At 39.3% G+C, this 22338-nt stretch carries 19 protein-coding genes and 1 pseudogene; all 20 read right to left on the bottom strand.

The window, feature by feature from the left end; all coding sequences use genetic code 11:
• Positions 1 to 2 precede the first annotated feature (2 nt).
• Positions 3 to 1649, bottom strand: coding sequence for a rhamnan synthesis F family protein (locus SCRDD08_RS04835; protein ID WP_061422668.1), 1647 nt, complete (start codon positions 1647 to 1649; stop codon positions 3 to 5).
• A 17-nt stretch (positions 1650 to 1666) separates the two neighbouring features.
• Positions 1667 to 2875: an ABC transporter ATP-binding protein gene (locus SCRDD08_RS04830; protein WP_061422667.1), complete on the bottom strand. Its 1209-nt coding sequence runs from the start codon at positions 2873 to 2875 to the stop codon at positions 1667 to 1669.
• Positions 2875 to 3684, bottom strand: a complete 810-nt coding sequence (locus tag SCRDD08_RS04825) for an ABC transporter permease (RefSeq protein WP_045499479.1) — start codon at positions 3682 to 3684, stop codon at positions 2875 to 2877. The genes SCRDD08_RS04830 and SCRDD08_RS04825 overlap by 1 nt, the downstream gene beginning before the upstream one ends.
• Before the next feature lie 5 nt (positions 3685 to 3689).
• Positions 3690 to 4625, bottom strand: a complete 936-nt coding sequence (locus tag SCRDD08_RS04820; protein ID WP_061422666.1) for a glycosyltransferase family 2 protein — start codon at positions 4623 to 4625, stop codon at positions 3690 to 3692.
• Positions 4622 to 5770: a beta 1-4 rhamnosyltransferase Cps2T gene (gene cps2T / locus SCRDD08_RS04815; protein ID WP_061422665.1), complete on the bottom strand. Its 1149-nt coding sequence runs from the start codon at positions 5768 to 5770 to the stop codon at positions 4622 to 4624. Before cps2T ends, SCRDD08_RS04820 begins: the two co-directional genes overlap by 4 nt.
• A 170-nt stretch (positions 5771 to 5940) precedes the next feature.
• Positions 5941 to 7185, bottom strand: a complete 1245-nt coding sequence (locus tag SCRDD08_RS04810) for a glycosyltransferase family 4 protein (protein ID WP_061422664.1) — start codon at positions 7183 to 7185, stop codon at positions 5941 to 5943.
• A 9-nt stretch (positions 7186 to 7194) separates the two neighbouring features.
• Entirely contained in the window at positions 7195 to 8496 is a 1302-nt protein-coding gene (locus SCRDD08_RS04805; protein WP_061423265.1) for a DUF2142 domain-containing protein, read from the bottom strand.
• Positions 8483 to 11416, bottom strand: coding sequence for a rhamnan synthesis F family protein (locus SCRDD08_RS04800; protein ID WP_061422663.1), 2934 nt, complete (start codon positions 11414 to 11416; stop codon positions 8483 to 8485). The genes SCRDD08_RS04805 and SCRDD08_RS04800 overlap by 14 nt, the downstream gene beginning before the upstream one ends.
• A gap of 24 nt (positions 11417 to 11440) precedes the next feature.
• Entirely contained in the window at positions 11441 to 12220 is a 780-nt protein-coding gene (locus SCRDD08_RS04795; RefSeq protein WP_061422662.1) for a glycosyltransferase family 2 protein, read from the bottom strand.
• Positions 12210 to 12569, bottom strand: a complete 360-nt coding sequence (locus tag SCRDD08_RS04790; protein WP_002912850.1) for a DUF2304 domain-containing protein — start codon at positions 12567 to 12569, stop codon at positions 12210 to 12212. Before SCRDD08_RS04790 ends, SCRDD08_RS04795 begins: the two co-directional genes overlap by 11 nt.
• Entirely contained in the window at positions 12569 to 13285 is a 717-nt protein-coding gene (locus tag SCRDD08_RS04785) for a glycosyltransferase family 2 protein (protein WP_061422661.1), read from the bottom strand. Before SCRDD08_RS04785 ends, SCRDD08_RS04790 begins: the two co-directional genes overlap by 1 nt.
• Positions 13282 to 14253: a glycosyltransferase family 2 protein gene (locus tag SCRDD08_RS04780; protein ID WP_061422660.1), complete on the bottom strand. Its 972-nt coding sequence runs from the start codon at positions 14251 to 14253 to the stop codon at positions 13282 to 13284. The genes SCRDD08_RS04785 and SCRDD08_RS04780 overlap by 4 nt, the downstream gene beginning before the upstream one ends.
• A 26-nt stretch (positions 14254 to 14279) precedes the next feature.
• Positions 14280 to 15227, bottom strand: a complete 948-nt coding sequence (locus SCRDD08_RS04775; RefSeq protein ID WP_061422659.1) for a glycosyltransferase family 2 protein — start codon at positions 15225 to 15227, stop codon at positions 14280 to 14282.
• A 7-nt stretch (positions 15228 to 15234) separates the two neighbouring features.
• Positions 15235 to 16509 (bottom strand): oligosaccharide flippase family protein, encoded by a 1275-nt coding sequence (locus tag SCRDD08_RS04770; protein ID WP_081104286.1) that lies wholly within the window; start codon positions 16507 to 16509, stop codon positions 15235 to 15237.
• 71 nt (positions 16510 to 16580) lie between these two features.
• Positions 16581 to 17435, bottom strand: a complete 855-nt coding sequence (gene rfbD, locus SCRDD08_RS04765; protein WP_061422657.1) for a dTDP-4-dehydrorhamnose reductase — start codon at positions 17433 to 17435, stop codon at positions 16581 to 16583.
• A gap of 123 nt (positions 17436 to 17558) precedes the next feature.
• A complete protein-coding gene (locus SCRDD08_RS04760; protein ID WP_061422656.1) occupies positions 17559 to 18767 on the bottom strand; it encodes a hypothetical protein in 1209 nt (402 codons plus the stop codon).
• Between the two features lie 54 nt (positions 18768 to 18821).
• On the bottom strand, positions 18822 to 19748 hold the full coding sequence (locus tag SCRDD08_RS04755; protein WP_061422655.1) for a glycosyltransferase family 2 protein: 927 nt from the start codon (positions 19746 to 19748) through the stop codon (positions 18822 to 18824).
• Positions 19749 to 19845: 97 nt separating this feature from the next.
• Positions 19846 to 21125, bottom strand: a pseudogene (locus tag SCRDD08_RS04750) (O-acetylhomoserine aminocarboxypropyltransferase/cysteine synthase family protein).
• A gap of 98 nt (positions 21126 to 21223) precedes the next feature.
• Positions 21224 to 21622, bottom strand: coding sequence for an NUDIX hydrolase (locus SCRDD08_RS04745; protein WP_061422654.1), 399 nt, complete (start codon positions 21620 to 21622; stop codon positions 21224 to 21226).
• A partial coding sequence (locus SCRDD08_RS11880) for a 3'-5' exonuclease (RefSeq protein ID WP_231089330.1) occupies positions 21619 to 22338 on the bottom strand: 720 nt, incomplete at its 5' end. The genes SCRDD08_RS04745 and SCRDD08_RS11880, both read right to left, overlap by 4 nt.

The following is a 22338-nucleotide window of genomic DNA, read 5'->3' as shown; positions in this document are numbered from 1 at the left end:
ATCTAACTTTTAAAAAGATTCGATAAATACCTTCTAACTTTTTTTGCTAGGCTCTCATGAGCCAGTTTCCCTTTCTGCTGGATTAATTGTTCTGCTTCTCTTTGTAAGTCTAATAGAGCAGGCAATGGGGTTCCAGACATGATTTTAAAATCATAGTCCTGATCCCAAGCTAAATAAACCAATAAACTTTCTAAAACTTGAGGTTCAGTTTGAGCTGATAACTGGTAGTCGTTTTGAAAAAGTCTAATCAGAGCAGAAGGCTTAAACCAAAGAAAGCCGCCATACACCCTAGTAAAAACAGGATATTGTTCAAAATCAAAAGTTTTCTGGCAATGGAGCTCCTGCCAAATTGTAGCCATTTCTTTCCGATATGTTTTTTGCTCAAACAAGCCATATCTGACTAAACTTGGAAGATCTGGGATAACGAGACCAAGCTTACCATCTTGTTCCAATGCTTTAATACTAGCATTGGCATTTTCAAACATCATCTCCATCAGTTCTCTACGCATCGCATTATCAAGCTGAGGTATTCTATCTACTAAATTTACAGTAGAAATATGCCCAACGAAAGCAAATTTCTGTAATAAGTCGCTCTGTTCAAGCATCGCCTGCATAGAATTTTCTTCTTTTCCTAGAAGAACCTGATAGCGGTTTGATATGATTCCCAAAAGCTGAGCAAAGATTTCTTCGTCAGCTGTCGTCACCACAAATTGGTATTGTAGGGAAAGATCTTCCCATTTTTCTTTAAATTGCTCGAAGACTTGAAGGTCTGTCACATGAATATGAAGCGCTACCGGCTTTTCTGGCGAGTCATTCTTATCATCTTTCGAAAGCTGCTTATCCTGCAACAGGCAGGGTACATCTGGACCAACATAATCAAATATATGCTCAGAAATTAAAGAAACCGGATAAGAAGTTCTCCCTTTGATTTCTTCCAGCAGATACCTCGCAGAAAAAGGATTGCCACTGATAGCTTTCACTTTCAAAAAGGGAACCTCTTTCTCAAGAATAGTAAAAGGCTTATAATAAGTAAAGTCTGGATGAATTAAATCTGCTACTTCTTCTAGACGAGTATCAAATAAAGCTTGATAGGTAAAGCCTGCCCCTGTAAAATATTGGGTAAATTTCGTCTCGTAGTGGTCAATCACATCTTGAACATCAGTAAAATCTTTTACTTTTGTCCAAAATTCTTGAAAAGAAATTGCCCTCAATATCTGCTGCTTAAAGGTAACAAAATAGCTCTGCAAATGTTCTTCAAAATACTTTGTTTTTCGAAAGTTGGTCATACCCCAAAAATCAACCTGAGTATCCGCCTCAAAACGCTTATAAATAGGCTCCAAATCCCAGAGCGGGCCAAAACAAGTATCATTCATCAGAGTCAGAGAGTCGTAGTTTTTGAGCTCTTCAAAACCTACGGCGCTCATTCCATCCCGCCAAGCCGCGAAATCATAGCCTTGATTGTCCCGTTCCAGCAAATTGCTTATTCCAAATTCGTCTTGTAACTTTTTCTTAGTTGCTTCTTCGATATGACTATTTGAAATAAAAAGGATTTTGGAAAACAGGGGCCTGAGCTGTTCTAATTGGTAGAAGACATGATTACTCACGCGCTTGTATTTATTAAAATGAACATAGAGTAATATTCGTTCCATGAAAACACCTTATCATTTTATTGAGAGATTTCCCAGACCCCATTACGCTGAATTAAGCCCGTTGCTGAGTCTTTTGCAGAGGTATCGTCATCTTTAAGATCCCGTCGGCTGATGATAAGGACTGGAGTATTCTTAGAATCTGCAAAGGCTAAAATCTGATTCTCTTCATCACGTACAGAAACCTGCAATTTCAATTTTGCATGATTAATTTGGGAAAGATGGCATTTGTATTTAAATGTCTTCTTGCCTGTTCCTTCTGTCAAATTATCCATTGAATTATCATTATATAACCAAATCGTGCGGTCAATATCAGTCAGTGAAAAGGCTATGTAGGTTGGCATATCTTGATTGGCTTGATAGCTAATCTCAAATTCAATTTCTTCAGTCGGTGCTGTCTGAGGAGAGCTTAGTAGACGAACCTCTAAATCAGAAACTGCGACAGATTCCGTTTCAGCGACAAAATCTTCGTTCATGGCTTTTGTGTCAGTTGCATTGTCTAAACTGTATTGGTTAGCTACATCATCTGGATTTCCGACAACTTTGACTAAACCGTTTTCAATCAAAACAGCTTTATTACAATACTTTTTGACGGCATTCATATCGTGAGTTACTAAAATCGTTGTCTTTCCCGAATGCTTCCGTTCCATAAAATAATCATTACACTTGCGCTGAAAGGCTTCATCCCCAACAGCCAGAACCTCATCCAAAATCAGAATGTCCCCTTGAGCCTTAATAGCAACTGAAAAGGCTAAACGAACCTGCATCCCGCTAGAATAATTTTTGAGTTTTTGATTCATAAACTCACCCAGCTCAGCAAATTCAACGATGTCGTCATACATGGCATCTACTTCTTCAGTTGAGAAGCCCAGCATGGCACCATTCATGTAGACATTTTCGCGGCCGGTCAGCTCTGGATTGAAGCCGACACCTAGCTCGATAAAGGAAACTAGCTTGCCATCAATGGTCACTGTTCCCTTTTCGGGAATATAAATCTCTGAAATGATTTTCAAAAGGGTTGATTTTCCTGAACCATTACGGCCGACAATTCCATAAAAATCTCCCTTTTCCACTTCAAAGGAAATATCCTTAAGAACGTTCTGCTCTTTGTAACCCTTGATGCCTCGAAAACGGTTGACTAGGCTTGTTCTTAAACTTTGTGTTGACTCTGTTGGCAGCTTAAAAAACTTACTGACATGGTCAACTTTTACTGCAATATTATTTGACATTATAGAATCTCCGCAAATCTCTTAGCATTTTTATTAAAGATATAATATCCAAGCCCAAATATCACTACTGGCAATAAATAAGGAATCAGAGCAATCCAGTAATGGTCCATCAAATCCCAGCCTCGAGTACTGCCTGAAAAAACGATAAAATGGCGAAGATCTTGAATAATCTGAGCCATTGGATTAAGCATCATCAGCTTAGCGACTAAAACATGCCCACCCTTCAGAATAAAAGTCAGTGAATAAATAATCGGTGTCGCATACAAGCCTGCCTGAAGCACTACTTCCCAAATGGGCCCAATATCACGATATTTGACAAAAAGTGTTGCCAACATAAAGGCAAAGCCAGCCGAAATCAAAACTAATTCTAGAAAAAGCGGGATAATAACCAGCCATCCTAGGGTGATTGAGACGCCATTAATCAGTGCAAAAGCAAAAACAACCATTAAATTGATAGCATAGTTGATTGCTGCACCAGTGATAGCTGAAAAAACGATAATTGATTTAGAAAAATTCAGTTTTCGTAGTAAGTCCCCTCGCGCAACAATGGACATCATGCCCATATTAGTTGCTTCTGAGAAAAAGTTCCACGTCACCATCCCTAAGAGAAGCGATACTGCATAATGAGGTGTTCCGTCATCAAAACGCAGGAAACGAACGAAAACAAGATACATAATGGTAAAAAGCATTAAGGGTTTTAAAATCGACCACAAGTGCCCAATGAAACTGCCTTGATAACGCAATTTGAAATCTGTTTTAACCAATTCTCTCAAGAGAATCCAGTTTTTTTGGCTAAAATAATCTAGCATGCATATTACTCCTTATAAGCAAATTTTGTAAGAATGAGCGTCGTGAAAACCAAAGTATGAAAGGCACGATTTTTTCTGTAGCAATACTTTCGAATCCGTCGCAGTCGCTCTGCAAAAGGGGCTTCCATGATTGTCACAAAATGTTCAATAATTTCTCTATTTTCAGTGGTCAAAGGCTGGCTGAGAAGGTTGCGAGCCTGAGTCTGACTGTCTTTTATCAATTTCCAATATTTAGCAAATAGACGGCTAGGATGAATCCAGTTCCTCATCCGCTTGCGTAAGGTTCGAGCTCCCAATACATTATTCGAATGCTGGCGATAGAGCTCACCTGGCTGATCCAGATAAACGAGTTGCCCAAAAGCCGAAGCCAACAAACCCAGATACCAATCGTGCATGAGCAATTCATGCTCCTCCTGCCCTGTCCACAAATCAGCCAGAGCACGGTTGATCATCGAAACACCACCTGTCACCGTATTTTCCGTCAGTTCCTGAATCAATTTTGTATTGGCATGATCAGACTGCGTTCGAATCATACTTTCGTGAACAACATTTAGCTCCTGATCCACCACTTTTAAATCCATATAAACCAACAAAGGTACGGAAACATCATAGTTTTCTGCTGCCGCCAACTGAATCGCCAACTTATCCGGCAACCAGACATCATCCTGATCACTAAAAAAGTAAACATCCGAATCCTGATATTTAAGCAGGCTATAAAAACTCTTAATGACACCCAAATTTTGAACTTCTTCCGGATTGATAAAGAAAATTCGGTCATCCTGACGGCAAAAGTCCTCAATAATCGCTCGTGTTCCATCACTAGAACCATCATCTCGAATCAAGAGCTGCCAGTCCTTATAAGTTTGGGCTTGAATACTTTCAATCTGTTCTGCCAGAAACTGCTCCCCATTATAGGTAGACAGAAGAATAGTCACTTTCATGATAAAAATAGCTCCTCGTATTCACCTACAATTTTTTCCCAGGTGTAGTTTTCTTTCATATTTTCTTTGGCCGCCTGACCTAGCTCAGAAAAGGCTGTTTGAGCATCTACTCGGTCAATCAGCTGGGCCAACTGCCCCTCTTCTTTTTGCCAATACAAAGCTGTTTCTTGGGCTACTTGATGATTGAAGTCCACATCCAAAACTAAATTGGCATCAGTCTGAGCCAGAGCTTCCAGAAGCCCGGGATTAGTTCCACCGACTTCGTGTCCATGCAAGTAGGCAAAAGCTTGATTGCGGATATATTTGAGCAGTTCCTGATCATAAACAGTCCCGACAAACTTAATCCGAGAATCCTTATCAAAACCCGTTTTTTGCTTAAGCTCTTCATAATAAGGATTTCCCTCATGATTGCAAATAATTAGCAAGTCACGTTGGGTCTTGGATTTCATAAATTCCCGAATGATGGTCTCGTAGTTGTTTTCTGGCACAAAACGTCCAACAATCAAATAATATTCCTTTTCTCTGCTCTGCCATTTCTCAAAAAAATCACGCACGCGAGCATCCTGAGAGTCAAGAGACGATAGCTGGAGATCTGTCCCATAAGCAATGAAAGCCGTCTTAGACCAAGGATAGGATTGTTTTATATAACTTTCAATGCCTTGGTTGTCCGCAATGACCAGATCAGCATGCTTAGTCATAAGCTTCTCAGAATATTTAAGATAGGCTTGAACCGGCTTAGGCCACTTAGCCCGCTTCCATTCAAGACCATCTGGATTAATAAAGAAAGTCCCGCCTGCTTTATGAATTTTATGCGCAAAAGGTGCCACAAAGGCTCCAATCGTATTACCTAAAATATAAAAAATTGGACGCTTAATCTGCTGCTCTTGCACTAGCTTTAAGGAATAATTGATGGCCATCATATCATAGGCAATCACCCGAGCCGGCCCCAACTTAGGAGCCTTAATGGTGAAGCAATCCACTCCCTTGTAATCAAAATGATGAAAATCTTCATCATCCGACAAACAAGCTACATGATACTGGATTTGGGAAGAAACCTTATTTTCTACTAATTTTTCAACAAAGGTTTCAAATCCGCCATATTTAGCAGGAAGTCCGCGACTCCCGATGATGAAGACATGTCTCATGCTTTTCCTCTATTCAAAGATTTACAATCTAGTCTATTATATCATTTTCTTGGTGATTTGTGGGCTACAGAGAAAAAAGTCGAACAAAGCATAATATCGCCTAAGCAAAATTATCGTTTGATTCGACTTTTATAGCATCCGTAGTAACTACTGTCACTTAAAAGCATTCTTTAATTTTTTAAAAAACTTATTTTTCTCTTTACTTTGTTCAAGAGAGTACTTATTGGTGAAGCGGAAGGACGCGGTTCAAATAAAAATTTTATATGTCGCAAAGAATGTCCACTATTTATATCCGAATGAGCGATTGCCTCTAATATGTCACGATAAACACTGGAAACCTTGTAAAGATTCTTTACTCTTTCTATGCTATCTAAAGAGCGTTGCTTCAAGTATTCGAAATTCTCTAAACATTGCTGGATTTGATTTGTTAATTCATCTACATTTCCCGTAGGATAGAGTTGACCCTCCTCGAACATTTCATAAGCTGATAGATGGCCAGGATTATCTGATAGGATAGTTGGCAGGCCATTCATAATGGATTCTATATAGACTAGGCCAAAGGTCTCCATAGCGGATGGAAAAACTGCCACATCGGTCGTTGTTGCCTCAGCCCAAGGATTATCACGATATCCTAAAAACTGGACATCTTCTAACTGATGTTCAGCTATATAGGAGTCACACTTATTCTTATATTCATTGTCCCAAGCCCCAATAAAGACTAGTTCTGGTCTTGGCTGAGGGAGTTGTGCATAAGCTTGAAGGAGTTCTAGTTGATTTTTTCTCTCTGTTAGACGACCAACCGACAGAATACGACACTCAGTTCCAGCAAGTTTGTGCTCCTTTTTAACTTCAATCTCAGTAAACGGGGCAAAGGACTGAATTTCTCTATGAGGGAGAAGCTGGGCTAGTCTTTTTTGCAGAGAACCTGTTACCGCAAAAATCTCCTTAGAATATTCATCCACAAAATCAATTTTCTCTTTATAATAACTAAATTCTCCCTCAGGAAATTCATGAATCAGCCAGAAATGCGGAATATCCTCACAAGCTGCTGCTACTGCTCCTTGAAACATATTAACTGTATTTGTAATGACCAAGTCAATATGGCTATCTACCATTAACTTTCTCAGCGCAGCAATATTTTCTTGGTAAGAATTCACCCTCTCTTCATGAGTTCCGGGAAGACCACCTGGTGCATCCTCCCACCACCATTTTACGGATGGCAGAGTAATGGTTTTAATTCCTTCTTTTGCAAGAGTAGAAATATAGTCTTGCTGGACTTGGACATGATAATCTGGTATCGCATTGATAACGTCGTAGCCATCTTGAACCAAATACTTCATCAGATGGAAAATAGAAATCTCTGCCCCATTATCCAAAGTTCCAGTCGGCGAAATGAATAAAATATTTTTCTTCATAGCTTATCCTTACCAATTCCAATAGAATGGAATCATTAAATAGATTGAAATTAAAAAGTTAGCTGACAAAGTGCCTATAAGCAAGTTTTTAACTGTCCGCTCCTGAATCTCTAGCTTGCCCATATTCGCAAGAAGGGGTAAGAAGAGAATTAGGAAAGGCGTAAAATAACGGCCCTGAGTTCCAACGGATATCTGAGCACCTTTTCCTAAAACAATCGGAGTCCACTCTAGATACATGATGGTGACAACAGCAATGACCTGCAAAAGGAAAAGATAAGCGGAGACAGTTGCATAGGACTTCATCATAAAATCTTTCTTGGACTGCAAGAAAATGATAGTCAGTACTGCTACATCAAGAAAGATTAGCCACAGGGGCAACTGAATGGTGAAATTACCCAAAAATCCAAAGAGACCAATGGTCAATATGGTATTGAGGTCACCGTTCATGCGCTGTTTAAACAAGGTGTTAAGCAGAACCCTACTGTAGTGGAAGATCCCTCCTTGATGACGGAAAAGCAAATGCAAGGCTAAGAAAACAGCAACAAAAGCCAAACTGTAAAAAACATAGCGATGACGACCGATAAATGCCTTGGTCGCAAGAAAAGGCTTGTTCAAAACAGCTAAGAATCCTTCCATTTCAAAATCAATGAATGGAAGTAAGCCTAGCAATAAGACATTGTTCAGTTTGGTTGCAAAGAGTCCAACAGATATAATCAAAAGCTGGATGAAATTCTTATTGGTAAATTTCTTGCTGGAAGCAATATTAGTGAAAAAACCAATAACTAGCATAAGCTCCAAATAGTTCATTACATCATAGGAGAGAGAAGCTGCCTGCTGAACCATAATTGGCAGAAGTGAAATGAAAAAGAGAGCCTTCTTGCCGTACTTAAAATACTTAATCAGGAAGTAAACACCCAAAATATAGGCTAGGCCATTAAAAAATCGCCCTATCATGATAATAACTCCCACTGATGGATAGATAAATGATCCCAAGGTCATGCCAATTAGCTGCGGTAAAAAGGAAAGAGTCTTAAGATTAATCCCCAAAGTAGACTCTTCCTGAGATAAATCCAATTTTTCCGTAAAAAGCTTCTTGTACTCTTTGGGATAAACATGCGGTTCCGAAGAGATATTTTCCATCCACTTGTAGGTTTTCTCTGTCGGCTTATGGAAAATCTCCCAAGTCATGCGGGCGTGATTCGTTTCATCTGGAACACGATTGATCGGTTGAACCACCATAAATGTCATGACAAAAACCGTCGCTAAGACCAGAAAGATATTTTCTATTTTTATCGTCTTACTTCTTTTCAAAATCATTCACCATTTCATCTTTACTATCTAAACTGCAGTTTTCAAGAACAAAATCATAGGCATTTTCCGCTAATTCCTGACGTAGGTCAGACGAAAGAATCAAACACTCTAACTTTTCTTTCCACTCCCCGTCTTTAGCCAAAATTCCAGTCTCCCCATCTTTTACCATATCAGAGAAGGCTCCAATGTGACTAGCAACTGTAGGAACTTTTACTAAGGCAGCCTCCATCCATTTGATTTCAGACTTAGCCCGGTTAAAGACCGAGTCAACCAGCGGCGCTAAATTGATATCTACCCTACTAATCAGCTGGGGTAAATCCTTCCAGTCCACATAGTCATGTACAACGATCTGCTGTTGATACGGCTTCATATCCTCTGGAATATCCAAATATCCGACGACATGAAGCTCCACATTCTTGTAGACTTCAAGTAAGGATTGGATGGCTGGTTTTATCAATTCAAAATTTTCATTGTGACTGATTGAACCTGAAAAATAGCCAATCTTGACTTTTGAATCCTGCTGAACATAATCTTTGATAAAGTGAGAACTGATTTCAATCAAGTCACTGGAAGCTCGATTTCTGTTCAGCAACACCTTATCTTTATATTTGAGCAGCTCTTCTTTCAGTTGGACAGTCGAAGTAATCGCTCCGTCACAGGCAGCTAACATCTTGCCATAATTTTTGACACCAGCATCATAGTTGCCCTTGTCCTTATCTGACAACCCTTGAGTATAGCTCAGCTGATCTGTATAAACTGTATCAAAAACCAAATCATCAATGCCAAAATAAACTGGTTTTTTATCTCTTTTAGCTGTATCGCACAAGAATTGAAGTTGATAAGACCATGGAGCCCGATAGATGATAATATGACTTGCATATCGAGCCTGAGAAATCTCAAATTCTGATACATTTACTACTTTGACAGTGAAACCGTTTTTTCGCAACTGTTCTGCTTTGTTCAGTACTCGGTAACGTGTACATTGCGGAATGATATTTTCAACCCCATCTATAATCAAGATATATTGTTCTCTGGAGATTGATTTGAATTTTTGTACAATGTTTTCCAATATTTCAATTGGATAATCTGTTTCCATTTGTACATAATTGAGCAAATCAGGTATTTCTGTTCGTCTTTCCAATCCCTGCCAACGGAATTGTTGCGCATTATAATTTTGTAATGACGTGTATTTAACCAACGGACTACCAGCCCTGAGCATTCTCAAAGGATGAATATACATAGCACTGTCTTTGTTTTCAGACACCAAAGCATCATATCGATAACCTAAATCTGCAAAATACTTAGTAAAAGTTGTTTCGTGTTTCCCAATAGCCTTATCGCGTGAATCCGTATCGGTTAGGTTGTTCCAATAGTCGAAAAATTCCTCTGACCGAAGTAATAAAGGCTCAATGACTAGAAAATAAGATTGCAGATGCTCTGGGATATAGCCATATTGATTGAAATTTGTTGCATCTTCCTGTACTTCACCAAAGGAAATCCCCCAGAAATCAAGATTTCTATCCGCCATTGTTTGGAAGACTTCATTCAAATCTCTCATTGGACCAATATTCGTATCATTGACTAACAGAAGCTGAGTAGAAGTTTGCAACTTTTCCTTACCAATGGTTAAAATACCTTCCCTAAATGCCGCAGCATCGTAACCTGTATTATCCCTTACCAGAACTTGGCCATACTGTTCCAAAGTAGATAAATCCTCTGATTTCAATCCTCCATTTACTACAATCAATGTTTCATCTACTAAAGCTGCTAATTTCTCTAAAAACAGGATCTTGTAGCGCTGAAGATTCTCTTCTGCTTCAAAAATGACGTAGATTAGGTACTTATTGCCAGTCACTTGTTGAAGCTGCTTTCGCTGAGAATTCCGTAAAACTCGATAATAATAGCTTTTGGGCGATTTGATGTTTCTTTTTATGGTAATGCACTGACGCTTCATTTGAGATAGGACAGTTCGGATATTCCGCGGATTTTTGACAATCTGCCCTACCTGCTTAATTGGAGTGACGATAGCATTCCCAACGCGATATGAGAGTGAGTTACGTAATTCTTCAATGTCATCCTGATATTGATAAATCAATTCACTATCACGTTCCCAGTTTTCCTTTAGCTCATGAATATAATCGGATACCTGATTCATATGCTGAATTAAATCATTCAGTCTGCTATCTAGAGTGTAGATATTTGCAGATAAAGCTTGATAAACTTCATCTGGTATCTGTTTCATATACTTACGCAGGATTTTTAGATAGATTTCGTAATGATATCGAGTAGAATCTCGTTTAGAGATTGACTCTTTGTCAAAGACCCGATAATTCAGCTTTGTATTTGCATCATAAACAGGTTTCGCACCTTGATTGATAATTAAGTTTAAAAGAAAATCATAGTCTTCCAATTTTTCACGATTCAGCGCTTCATCATAATAAATACCATCAGCAATTGAGCGACGAATGAGGGAACAGTTGGAAATAAAATTCTCCGTTAAGAAAGCTACCTTGTCATAGGGCCGTGATTTAAGGTAAAATTCCTTTTTATCGGGGTCGTACAAATCACCATAGACAATATCTGCCTCCTCTTGCAGCATGGTTGTATAGAAGCTCTCAATGAAGTCTGAATCCAGAAAATCGTCACTATCCACAAAAATAAAATAAGTGCCCTGAATTTGCTGCAAAGCCTTGTTTCTTGTCTTAACAACCCCCATATTTTCATGGCTTTCAAACCGCGTCGGGAAAGGGGAATCTACCAAAGTTTCTTGGATAATCTGGGCGGACTTGTCTGTGGACCCATCATCCAATACCAACAACTCAATATTTTTATATGTTTGTTCAAAAATACTGCGCAAACACTGTTCAATGTAGTCTTGATGGTTGTAACATGTTACAACAACAGATATTAAATCTTTCATATACTTTCCTTGTAAATAACTCTATTAGTTTGAGTTAGCATCTTGACTTTTCATGTATGCTTTATTTATCAGATTAGCCACCCACTTAGGCCAGAAAAGCTGATACATGAACAAATCTTCTTTAGTCCGAGTATTATCTGAAATGGTCTTGGTTGTTTCAGATTCTCCATGAATCCGGTGGCACATGAGTTTCTCAGAAATATAAGCAAAGCTACCCTTATAGGCGCTAATCTTGTACCAAGCGTACCAATCCAGACTCACGCGCATTTCCTCATCAAATCGAAAATCCCTTAATGCCTCTAAGTTATAAGTCACCGCCGGACAGGAAATGGGATTGCCAAAAGCTAGAACCCGATTTCTCCAAAAACGACTGGATGGCATCATATTCAAGGTTTTAAGCATGAGAGTCTTGATTTTCAGATTGGTATTAGCCGGAATTTTAACTCCATTTTTCTCTTCAAAATAATCTGTATAGGCAATGAGAATATCCTTAGACTGCTCTATCTTCTGCATCACTGCTTCTAAATAAGTTGGCTCATAGTAGTCATCCTGATGAGCAATGGTAGCATAAGAAGTCTCAACAAAGGTAAGGGCATTGTTCCAGTCCTTACCGATACCACCGCCTTCTTTCGTATAAAAAGGAATTTCATACTTCTGGCACAACTGCTTGATTGAATCCAACGGTGTTGAGCTATAGCAGATAATCTTTGATGGCAAGGTTTGAGCTTGCAAAGACAGGATACAAGCTTCTAAAAATTCACTTTCGCCATAGGCGCAAATCACCCAGGTATGGTTATTTTTCATCTTTTTCACTCTCTAACTTGGACATTCTTTGCTTCATAATGGACAGTTCTTGCACCAACTGCTTGATTTGTTCCTTTTGCTTGGAAATGGAAATAGTATGTAAAAAAACAATAACCAGCAGGAAAAAGATGGCCAAGGACATGACAAAGTTTGAGGTCAACTCAAAGCCTAACAATTTGGCAATCGAAACGGGAATCCAATCAAAAATAGAAATAACAATCAGTACAAAGCCAATAATAATCCACATAAAGGCTTGCTCAAACAAAATATTGTTTTGATTGATATTCCGAAAGACAAAATACAGGAATAGGACTGAAGCCACTAGCATAACAATAGACAAAATGGACATTATTCACTCTCTTTCATAAAAGCAGCAATCAAGATCGAAGAGCAAACTTCAATCATATAGCGAATGGACTTAATCGGAGTAATCGAAGAGACTCCTCCTGAACGTTCAAACATATTGGCTGGTGCTTCCACCACTTTATATTTCCGCTTCAAGATATGGACGATTGATTCTGGCTCAGGATATTTTATAGGATAGCGCTCAGCGAATTGTCTAATAATGTCTTGATTGGCCAAACGATAGCCTGATGTGGTATCCAGAATCCTTTTGCCAGTTGTTAATTTAATAAAAGCTGAAATAATGGTAATGCCAAAACGCCGCATAAAAGTCGTCTGAAATTCCGAAGACTTGTCACCGATAAAACGAGAACCAACAACCAAATCAGCCTGCTGACGACGAATAGGCTCCAGCAAAGCATCCAGCGACTCAATATCATGCTGACCATCTCCATCAAACTGTACGGCCACATCATAATTCTTCTCAAGAGCATACTTATAGCCCGTCTGAACAGCTCCACCAATCCCTAAATTCATAACCAAATGAATAGCATTCAGATGATGGCTGTCCAAAATCTCCTTAGTTCTGTCAACTGACCCATCATTGATAACTACGTAGTCTAAGTCAAAATCAACTTTCTTCCGATATTCTACAATGCTCATAACCGTATTTAAAATACTTTCTTCCTCATTATAAGCCGGAATTATCATTAAAACTTTCAATTATCTTTCTTCCCTTTACAATAAATTTTAGCAAATAATGGAACTAACCTTAACTTCTCTAAGCTCAAAAAAACAATAAGTGAAATTTTAGTCTGAAATCTTTCGCCCTGAACCTTCTTAGACAAGGGAGAGATCGTACTGATGAGTTTATTCTCTTTTAACCATTCCTTAATCCTAATATACTGATGAATAAACTCCTGATTGGATGAGGTTCTCCCAGAAAAAAGCAAATACCAAACATAATATCTTTTCAAGTAATATACTTCTAGCTCAGATGGCTTACCCAGCTCAAATATTTTTGAAAAAAGAACTAAAATATCAATTTTAGGAGAGAAACCTCTCTGAGAAGTATTAGAAATACTCTGACTATTGTAATACCAATTATATCCTTTATAATCTAACAAACCTATTTTGTCTGTTGCCTTATAGGCAGCTAGGTTAAAAATGATATCTTCTCCTATACCATAGTCAAAAAATTCTAGATTGTTCGTTTTCAAGAACTCCGTCCGGTAAATTTTGGCCCAGGGAGCCATTATAATATACTTGGACCACTCTGACTGCTGTATATCTTGGCTAAAGATAATTTGGTTATCCTGATTGACACGTTTGTATCCACCAATAACCAAGTCTAGATTTTTCTCATGGATAGCCTGATAAAAAGTTTCAATATAATCACTATCAACAAAATCATCATTATCCATGAACATAGTATATTCTCCCTCAGCTAGAAGAATCCCCTTATTTCTAGTTACTGCAACTCCTTCATTTTGTTTATCAATTACTCTTATAAAACCATACTTTGATTCATATTCTTTTAGAATCTTTAAAGAATTATCTTTCGAACCATCGTTCAGAAGAATAATTTCAAAATTCTTAAATGATTGATTCAAAAGAGAATCTACACAGCGTTTAATCCCGTCTTGTGCATTATAAACTGGAATAATAACTGAAATAGCTGGTTTAGACATATTTTCCCTTTCATAACTAATCCACTCTATTTATAAAACTTCAATAAAACAGGAAATAGTTTTATTGAAAATTTTATCCCCAATAAATTGGCTAATAGACCTGTTAATTTAAATACGCGGTTCTCTATATACTTTGCATACTTTAGCAAATACTTATACTGATAAAGCAACTCTTTAATTTTAAAATTATCAATGTATTGATTTACATAAGGTAATATAGAGATATATGAGATTGCAAAATAGATATTTAAAGCTTTTTGAATTTCAACTGAATAGTTTTTCAAGTCAGAAAGTCCCATCCTGATTCCTTCAAGAGTATCTTGAACATTTTTTTCTTTCACGACATTAGTCAAACTTCCTTTGCGGTTCTGTCGATACATGTATTGAGTACTATTAAGAATTGAAAATTTCTTTGTCATTTTTAAGATCCGAGAACAATATAAACTATCCTCAGATACCATTCCTTCTGGAAATTTCAAGCCGTTTCGAAATAATTTTTTCGATACACACTTATTCCAATTTGGACCATTAAATATTCCAAAGCAAGTAGCTTTTAAAATATTTTCCTCAAACATAGATATAGGGAAATCTAAAATTCTATCATCATAAAAATAACTGTAGCCAAAAACGATAACATCATCAATGCATTCTGTAGTTATTTCATCAAGTTGATTCAAAAAGTGTTGATCACTCCAAAAGTCATCACCATCTAAAAACAATAAGTACTCTCCCCGAGCAGACTCAATACCTGTATTTCTTGCTTTTGAAGCTCCACCATTTTTTTGATTTAACACCCTTACTTTATTGGTATTCTCCGCAGACAATTTATCAGCGACTATTGCAGTAGTGTCAGTTGAACCATCATTTATGATTAAAATTTCATAATCTTTAAATTCTTGAATTAAGACACTTTTAACACATTTTTCTAAATAATCCGCTACATTATAGGCAGGTATAATAATTGAAAATTTCATAAGTTTCTTATTTTTTCCTTCTCAAAAAAGTATATGGATTCGTCATAAAATAAATAATTAGCGAGACACTCAACCAAGCAATCATAGAGATAAGGAAAGACAAAGAGGCTCCAAAAATTCCGTATTGGGATACCAGTGGCTCAGCTGTAAGAATGGATACAAGATATCCCGCTAAGAATGAAATGACTAAATAATGATGTTTTCTAAAAACAGTTAAAATATTATCACATACTGTAGAAAACGTACTAGCAATGCCGCCTAGCAACAATATAAAGAAACTCATTTGATATTGATTCAGCTTGGTTCCATAAACAATATTTAAAACAGGTATGGCAACAAGAGCTCCAACAATAGAAATTAATATACTTGTTCCCCATAAAATCTTAAATAGATTATTTTTATACGTAATAAAATGAGAAATTTTATTCTCTTCCTTGAAAATTGCTAGTTGTGTAATCATTGGACGTAAAAAAACAATCATTAGATTCATTGCAAAAATTGGAGTGAATAAAATACTAAAGTCTCTCTGTACTCCCGCTTCAATCAATCCCCTATTAAAAATATCGTTTAATGCATACTTAGGTTGGTTATAGATCGAAACTAATAGAAAAGCATTTATAAATAAAGGTAAGCAGTCCTTTAAAATACTATAAATATCTTTGAATTTTACTGTAGAGATATTAATACGATGAAACAACTTAGATTTTGGAAAATCAAAAAAAAGAACTACAATGAAAGAGGTGAGTGTTTGAAAAACAATAGATAAAAGAAGATTTTTAGAAAATATTAACAGAACAGCGAATGTTATTGTTGAAATTATATTTCTAAAAAATAATGATTGGCCAGCTAAATCCAATCGTTCTTTCTGCTGGAATAATCCTTGAAATACATCCGAAAGCGCCTCACTAACTCTAAAAAAGGATACCCAAAATATAATCCAAAAATTTTCATAAGTCGAAGGATTTAAAATTAAATAGCCTAACAAAATTAGTATCATTAAAATATTAGTTAGAAATCTAGTAGTCAAATATGCATCAAAAGAATATTTTTCTTTAATATCCGTTGCTTGAAAATCTCGGACTTGAAACCCTGCAACAATAACTAGCAAATTTGCAATTGCGTAAGCAAAGCTATAAAGATCAGCTGATTCACTAGATAAGGTGCGAGTAACTATAAATAATAAAATAACAGATACAGCTGCTGAAGATAAACTCCCGAGCATATTCCAAAAGAAAATTTTTGGCAATGATCGTACTTTCAATTTGATAGAACTCTCTTTCAATGTAAATAAAACTATACCCAATTATACCATAAATTCCCCTTAAAAAAAGCAACCGCAAGGTTGCTCAATGTTTATTTTCTTACTTCCTGCTTGTAAAACTCTTTCAAAGCATCCTGCCAAGTCGGAATGACAAAGCCTGTAGCCTTGGCCTTGGCCAAACTCATAGTTGAGTTGAAAGGTCGCTTAGCCTTAGCTGGGAATTTGCTAGAATCAACTGGCTGGACTTCCACATCCGTATCTTTGAGAATTTCTACTGCAAAGTCATACCACGTCATGTCCTCAGCCGCATCATTAGACAGATGGTAATAACCAAATTCCTTTTGATTTTCAGCCAGATAGGTCATAAATTCAGCCAGCGTACGAGTCCAAGTCGGACGGCCATGCTGGTCATTGACTACGGTCAGAGTTTTGTGCGTCTTAGCAAGATTTTGCATGGTAAAGACAAAGTTTTTACCGTAGTTCCCAAAGACCCAAGCAGTACGGATAATATAGAAACGGCTGGAATATTTCTCAACCAGCTCCTCACCCATGCGCTTGGTACGACCATACTCAGTCTGCGGATCCGGTCGATCGTCTACTTCCCATTCCTCTCCGACAGGCTTTTGTCCGTCAAAGACATAGTCTGTTGAGATGTAGACCATGGTTGCTCCGTGTGCTTCTGTAGCTTTTGCCACATTTTCGGTCCCGGTCACATTGATGGCATAGTCCAGCTCCTTGCCCTCGTCTTCTGCTGCATCCACTGCCGTATAGGCTGCGCAGTGATAAACCAAGCTTGGCTTGACTTCCGCAAAGACCTTGTCCACCATTTGGGCATTGGTAATGTCCATTTCTGCCACGTCAACCGCTACATACTCCTCATTGCGCTCATCTAAAAGATAGCGGAGCTCTGTGCCCAATTGTCCATTCGCACCTGTAATTAAAATCATTTGTTCTTCCTTTCAGATCATAAAAATTCGATGAATTTATTATACCAAAAAAAGCAGAAAAAATCTGCTCGATCGAATCATTATCGGAAAATCTCTTCAGTTGGAACACTAAAGAATAGTTTCTTATTCCCTTTGATACTCCGTATATAAGTTATACAACATTCTGCAAGTAATAATGAATAGACTTATCATCAGAGGCAAAAAGGTTCGAGTGCTTGAAGCATAGAGAGTTGGAGATAATGAAATGACCATGCGCCCAATGAGGCCAATTACAAATAAATAGGTCAGCCATAGTTTTTCTCTAAAATCTGAAACTACAAGCCATAAAGCGTAAAGAATCATTAATAGCAGCAAGCCATAAAAAGCGACCGCGCTCAGATAAGTAATATTAAAAGAAAATGTCCCTGATTCTCTGGCAGCTTTACTGATACCTGTTAAGGTACCAAAAATAGTATTCCAGCCCATTTTTTGCGAAAAAATATTGAACATGACAAAACCGCTCAGTGCTACGGCCGTTATATTTTTCTTGTGAAGAGCATAAACAAAGAGCACAAGCAAGAAGACCATCACAAAGGCAAAGGACGTGGAAAACAGATTATCCCCTGTCTCCAGAAAGCCAAGCCCAAGCTTTTGGAAGATATTCAAGTTCGGAAAGTTGGGGAACCAACTGACAATGTTCTTTTCCAAACGCAGAGCATTCCCCGGAGACAGCTTGGCTGATGTGATTCCTAAAGCGCTCAGTGCCAAATAGTATAGATTAACCAGTAAAGGTTTTTCATCTTTCTTCGCAAGGACAGTTTCAAACAGAAGCCACAAAAAAGCGTAGACGGCTAATTGTTCTTGCATGATAGCAACTAAAAAGCACAAAAGGCTAGCCATATTAATCCAAATATTTTTAGATTCTCTGAAAAAAAGTGCAAAAAGCAACAAGGAGGCAGGGAAAATGTAATTGACATAGGTCGGAATAGAGCCCGCGCTTAAAAATTCAGTTGCCGGAAGGAATATAAAAATAAGTAAAGCTGGCAGCCAAGGCAGGGAAGAGGTTAACTTCCTTAAAGCATAGACCAAAAGCAATGTTGCCAGAAAGGCTGCTGCTATAAACATCTTTTCGTGAACGGAAAATAATAAGGTGGCTGACTCAATGAGCAGTCTACTGCTCCAAGTAAAATATCGATCAATCCCAAAGAATAAATAATTGTAATGAAATTCCCTAGCATATTCTAAAAATGCTGTTTGGTCTCCTACTGGGGTGATTTTATTATTGATGTAAAACTGTATCGCATAAATAAACGAAGATAAGCATAAGACAATATTAACTTTTTTATTTTTCACAATCTCTCCTCAGCTAAATAAGAGTCACTTAAGCTCAAAAACTCTCTCAAAGACTCACTTACTCTTCTCCTTAATCACATAAATCGGGCGTTTCTTGGTTTCCATGAAGATTTTGCCGATGTACTTGCCCAATATACCTATGGTCAACAATTGGAAACCTCCGAGAAGGAGGATGACGGTCATGAGGGACGGCCAGCCAGATGTCGGATCACCAAAAACCAAGGTACGGATAATAATTACCGCCATCAGGATAAAGGCTAAAATCCAAGACAGGATACCTCCTAAAAAGGCGATGTTGAGCGGCGCATCAGAGAAATTGACGATGCCTTCCAAAGAATAGTTGAAAAGAGACCAGAAATTCCAAGAAGTCTTGCCAGCCACTCGTTCGACATTTTTGTATTCCAAGTACTCGGTATTGAAGCCAACCCAGGCAAAAATACCCTTGGAGAAGCGATTGTACTCTGAAACTTCTAGGATAGCGTCTACCATTGGGCGGCGCATCAGTCGGAAGTCACGCGCACCATCTACCATCTCTACCTGACTAATCTTGTTAATCAGCTTATAGAACAAATTGGCAAAAAAACTTCGGATAGGTGGCTCTCCCTCACGAGTAGTGCGACGGGTCCCCACACAGTCCAGCTCAGGATTCGAGTCCAGCATGGCTGTCATCTCAATCAGGAGCTCAGGCGGATCCTGCAAATCTACATCCATGACCGTAACAAAATCCCCGCTCGCCTCTTGCAAACCAGCATAGAGGGCAGCTTCTTTTCCGAAATTACGAGAAAAGGACAGATAGTGCACATCTGCACAGCGGCTACTGAGCTCACGCAAAACAGCCAAGGTTTGGTCCGTCGATCCGTCATTGACAAAAATATATTCGAACTGGTCACGGATTTGATATTTCACCGCTTCCATAGCTTCATGAAACAGAGGGATAGTTTCTTCTTCATTGAAGCACGGAACAATAACTGAAATTGTCATTTTGATTACCTGCTATTTTTATTACCTTTCATTATAACAAAAAACTAGGCGAAAACCTAGTTTTAATCTTATTTGCTCAGTCTAGAGGCCTTGAAAATTAGATAGATTCCAAGGCTATTCTCAAATCCTCTATCAAGTCATCCACATTTTCCAAGCCGATAGAGAGACGAATTTGATTTGGTGTAATGCCTGCTGCTAGCTGAGCCTCTGGCGACATCTGACCATGAGTTGTTGTAGCTGGATGGACGACCAGGGACTTAGCATCAGCTACATTGGCCAAATCGGAGAAAATCTCTAGGCTATCAATAACTTTACGAGCCTCTTTCTCCCCACCTTTGACATTAAAGGTGAAGATAGAGCCCACGCCTTTAGGAAAATATTTTTCTGCCAAAGCATGATAAGGACTGTCGGCAAGCATGGGATAATTGACCTGCTCCACCTTTGGATGCTGGACCAGGAAGTCCACAATTTTCTCCGCATTGGAGACATGGCGCTCCACGCGCAGGGACAGGGTTCCCAAGCCCTGCAGGAAGAGAAAGGCATTGAAAGGGGACAGGGCCGCATCGGTATCGCGTAGGAGTTGGGTCCGGACAGCAGTAACAAAGGCTGCTGCTCCGACATCGCGCGTATAACTGATATCATGATAGCTCGGGTCTTGATCAACAAACTGCGGAAACTTGCCAGATGCTTCCCAGTCGAAACGACCGCTGTCCACAATCACACCACCGATACTGGTTCCATGGCCGCCGATAAACTTGGTCGCAGAATGTATCGCAATGTCCACTCCATGTGAAAAAACATTGATCAGATATGGGGTAGCAAAGGTATTGTCGGAAATCAGCGGAATTTTATGAGCATGAACCAGCTCTGCCAAAGCATCAAAGTCAGGGATATTAATCAAAGGATTTCCTAAACTTTCAATTAGAACCAGCTTGGTATTATCCTGAATGGCAGCTTCTACTTCAGCCAGATTTTCAATATCGACAAAAGTTGTGGTAATGCCATAGCGAGGCAGGGTTTCCTTGAGCAGATTAAAGGTGCCGCCGTAGATGGTGGAGACTGCCACTACATGGTCGCCAGCATGCGCCAAGACTAGAATAGTATAGGTAAGGGCCGCCATACCAGAAGCTGTCGCTAGAGCTCCACCCCACCCTCCAAAGCCGCAATCCGCTCCTCAAAAGCAGACAGGGGCGGATTGGTAATCCAAGTGTAGATATTGTCCGGTTTGCGCAGGGCAAAAAGATCTTCTCCCTCCTGAGTATCGTCAAACACGTAGGAAGTTGTCTGGTAAATAGGCAGAGCCCGCGACTTGGTTGTCGGGTCAACTGTCTGTCCGGCATGAAGCTGCAGGGTTTCAAATTTGAATTCACGTGTCATAAGGTCACCTCACTATAGTTGTGTGATAAGTCTACCACTAAACATCTCGCTTGACTAATAGAATTTCCTTATCAGAAGAAATAAAGAGAAGCTATATCTTATAGCTTCTCAGATATAATCTCAAAAGTCGCTTGATTGCTGGGCCAGTAGAGCTGAGAAGGGACTTGTGCCAGATCAATCCACTGGAAATCGGTGTGCTCATCTGAGATCAGAATATCCTTCTTTTGGGTCCTAGCTAGGAAAAGACTTTTGTGAATGCTTAGATTTTTATCAATTTCTACCGTGTAATGCCCCAGAGGCTGAAGTTCTGACCGGGCCATTTCCAGACCGGTCTCCTCCAGAATCTCCCGCTGGCAGGCTGCAGCTGCCGTTTCGTCTTTTTCTATGCCGCCGGTTATAGGCTGCCAAAAGGACAGCCCATCTTCTTCAACCTGCAAAAGCAGGATTTGTCTTTCTCTGGGGGCAAAAATCCAAGCTTCGATAGAATACTTCATCATGACTTCTTCTCAATGGGGGCAATGCTGGCTAAGACTTTCTTGAGCCCGACTTCTGGGAAGTTGATTTTCAGCTCCTGACTGGATCCGCTGCCGGACACAGACAGGACGGTTCCGTCCCCCCATTTCTTATGGCGGGCAATATCGCCGATGGCCCAATCTTCAGCAGGGCTGTCCGCCTGGCTGGCCTTGCCGAAGGGCAGACTCCCAGTAGAGATAGAGCTGGGAGCGGCCTGGCGTTTGCGCTCCTGCAGAGCCTGGGCCAGACTCATGCCCCGGCCAAACTGACGGGTGTCGCTATTGCTGTAGCTGACCTTATAGGCAGTATTGGCCGGCCGGGCCAGACCTTGGTAGTCCAGCAGGTCTGAGCTGATTTCCTTAATGAAACGCGTTGGATGATTATAATTGGTTTTCCCGTAAAGCAGGCGGGAATTGGCATTGGTCAGAAAGAGAACCTTCTCCGCCCGGGTAATGCCCACATAAGCCAGACGGCGCTCTTCTTCCAGCTCGTCCTCATTTTCTGCTGCCCGGCTGAGCGGAAAGACATTCTCCTCCATGCCGATCAGAAAGACCACGGGAAACTCCAGGCCCTTGGCCGCATGCAGGGTCATGAGGGTCACTTCAGAGCTCTCATAATCTCCGTCATCGGTATCGGCGATGAGGGCCAGGTCATTGAGGAAGCGCCCCAGCTTGTCCAGGCCGGATTCGTCAGCGGGATT

The sequence above is a fragment of the Streptococcus cristatus genome (genome assembly GCF_001578775.1).
Taxonomy (GTDB): Bacteria; Bacillota; Bacilli; order Lactobacillales; family Streptococcaceae; genus Streptococcus; species Streptococcus cristatus_A.
Note: the sequence above shows the minus strand (reverse complement) of the source record. Positions and strands in the feature narration are given on the sequence as shown.